The sequence below is a fragment of the Sphingopyxis panaciterrulae genome, assembly GCF_014199295.1.
GTDB lineage: Bacteria > Pseudomonadota > Alphaproteobacteria > Sphingomonadales > Sphingomonadaceae > Sphingopyxis > Sphingopyxis panaciterrulae.
In genome coordinates this window covers 1-2,634 of sequence record NZ_JACIJH010000032.1, presented here as the reverse complement: position 1 = coordinate 2,634, position 2,634 = coordinate 1, and the positions used below count along the sequence as shown (strand labels likewise).

The following is a 2,634-nucleotide window of genomic DNA, read 5'->3' as shown; positions in this document are numbered from 1 at the left end:
TGCTGCGCGACAATCAGGGTGAGAATTGCCGACAATCAGGATGAGAATGGCGGCGGTGTGTCTGTCGGGACGAGGGGCGAAGCCCCGAGGAGCGACAGACACACCGCCGCAGGCGTCTTTTCTTCTGGAAGGGCGCTTTGGTGATCGTGACCTGCCAGGTGGCGCCTTCTTCGGAAGGGGAGACGCGGTGCCTGGGAGCCATATCAACGATCATCAGGTGAGATACTATATGAAGATGAGACAGACAGTGTCGCCGCGCAGCGCGGCGGCGTGTGCGGCGTTCAGCACGGCGACGGCGTATCGGCTGGAGGCAGATATGCGGCTTCCTTCGCAAAGGAAGGCGCCGCGCGGTCGCCGTCGCCCCGATCCGCTGGCGGATATCTTCGACAGCGAGGTGGTGCCGCTCCTGGAGAGTGCGCCGGGGATCCGAGCCGTGGCCGTGTTCGAAGAAATGCAGCGTCGTCATCCTGAGCTTCCCGATGGTGTGCGGCGGACGATGGAGCGTCGGATTCGCAGTTGGCGAGCGCTGCAGGGCCCGGATCGCGATGTGATGTTCCGCCAGGTGCACGAGCCGGGGCGGATGGGGCTGTCGGACTTTACGGACATGGCCGATCTGGGTGTACGGATCGCCGGGGTGGGGCTCGACCACCGGCTGTATCACTTCCGGCTCGCCTGTTCGGGCTTTGAGCATGCCCATGTGATCCTTGGCGGCGAGAGCTATGTCGCGCTGGCGGAGGGTCTGCAAAATGCGTTGTGGGCGCTGGGCGGGGCGCCGCGTGAGCATCGCAGCGACAGCCTGTCGGCGGCGTTCCGCAATCTGGATGCGTCGGCGCGCGAGGATCTGACGCGCAGATATGACGCGCTGTGCCGCCATTATCGGATGGAGCCGACCCGCAACAACCGCGGCGTTGCGCACGAGAATGGCGCGATAGAAAGCGCGCACGCGCATCTGAAGGCGGCGGTGCGTGACGCACTGCTGATGCGCGGATCGGCCGACTTCGACGAGCTTGCGGAATATCGACGCTTCATCGACGAGATCGTCGCGCGCAAGAATGCGCGGAGCGCGAAGCGCATCGACGCCGAGCGGGCGGTGCTTCAGTCGCTGCCGGGCCTGCGCACCAGCGATTATGAAGAGGTGCTCGTCATGGTGACGTCCTCGGGCGGGTTCACGCTGCGCAAGGTGTTCTACACGGTACCCTCGCGGTTGATCGGTCACCGGCTCAGGGTAAGGCTTTACGACGACCGGCTTGAGCTGTTCCTCGGCGGCACGCCCCTGTTCACCCTGCCGCGCGGTCGCGCCGACCGCAAAGGCAAGCATGATCATGTTGTCGATTATCGCCATGTCATCCATGCGCTGCGGCGTAAACCGATGGCGCTGCTGAACCTCGTTTACCGGGACCAGCTCTTCCCGCGCGAGGCCTATCGGCGCATGTTCGACCGGCTGATCGACCGGCTCGCCGATCGGATGGCGTGCCGGACGATGGTCGAGTTGCTCAGCCTTGCCCATGAGCGGGCCTGTGAGGCCGAGCTTGCTGGCGTGTTGGAATCCCTGTTGGCGACGCCGCAGGGCATGCCGGACATGGCCGCGCTGCGTGCGCGGTTCGCGCCCGACCCCGCGGCATTGCCCGAGGTCATCGTCGAGCTTGCCCCGCTCTCCGCCTATGAAGCGCTGCTGGCTCCTCGCGCGGAGGAAATGGCATGATCCAGGACATCGACGCGACCAAGCTCACCCTGATGCTCAATGAGCTGCGACTTCCGACAATCAAGCAGCTCTGGCCGACGTTCGCCGAGCGATCCGACAAGGAGGGCTGGCCCGCGGCGCGCTTCCTGAGTGCGATCACCGAGCATGAGATCGCCGAACGCGACCGGCGCCGGATCGAGCGCCATCTTGCCGAGGCGAAACTGCTGCCGGGAAAGACGCTCGATACGTTCGAGTTCGACGCGGTGCCGATGATATCGAAGGCGCAGGTCATGGCGATCTGCGCGGGAGACAGCTGGCTTGAAAACGGCGCCAACCTGATCCTGTTCGGCCCGCCCGGCGGGGGCAAATCGCATCTGTCGTCGGCGATCGGGCTCGCGCTTGTGGAAAAGGGCTGGCGCGTGCTGTTCACCCGGACTTCGGACCTCGTCCAGAAGCTTCAGGTCGCGCGCCGCGAGCTCGCGCTTGAAAATGCGATCCATCGGCTCGATCGCTTCGATCTGCTGATCCTCGACGACCTCGCCTATGTCGCCAAGGATCAGGCCGAAACCTCGGTCCTGTTCGAGCTGATCAGCGCGCGGTACGAGCGGCGCTCGCTGCTCATCACCGCCAACCAGCCGTTCGGCGAATGGAACCGGGTCTTCCCCGATCCCGCCATGACGCTCGCCGCCGTCGACCGCCTCGTGCACCACGCCACCATCTTCGAAATGAACGTCGAAAGCTATCGGCGCCGCGCCGCGATCGACCGTAAGCAGCACGGCGCAGGTCGGCCCGCAAAGGTCGCGACAATCAAAAATACCGGCGTGTCGCTCCCCGACAATCAAACCCTGACATAGGTCTTGCCAGCGACAAGCAAACACACCAAAACGGAACCGTCGCGGTCAGACCTTCTCATCCTGATCGTCGCAACTTCTCATCCAGTTTGTCGCGCTACA

At 64.4% G+C, this 2,634-nt stretch carries 2 protein-coding genes; both read left to right on the top strand.

The features are described from left to right. The first annotated feature begins 187 nt into the window (after window positions 1–187). On the top strand, window positions 188–1,702 hold the full coding sequence (gene istA / locus FHR21_RS20615) for an IS21 family transposase (protein WP_184101815.1): 1,515 nt from the start codon (window positions 188–190) through the stop codon (window positions 1,700–1,702). Continuing rightward, window positions 1,699–2,535 carry an IS21-like element helper ATPase IstB gene (gene istB / locus FHR21_RS20610; RefSeq protein WP_184101813.1) on the top strand — a complete coding sequence of 279 codons (837 nt, stop codon included), beginning with the start codon at window positions 1,699–1,701 and terminating at the stop codon, window positions 2,533–2,535. The genes istA and istB overlap by 4 nt, the downstream gene beginning before the upstream one ends. The last annotated feature ends 99 nt before the right edge of the window (window positions 2,536–2,634 follow it).

What these genes read in the sequence shown, in the direction of transcription:
- istB (WP_184101813.1), top strand. Translation starts at nt 1,699, where the DNA reads ATGATCCAGGACATCGACGCGACCAAGCTCACCCTGATGCTCAATGAG.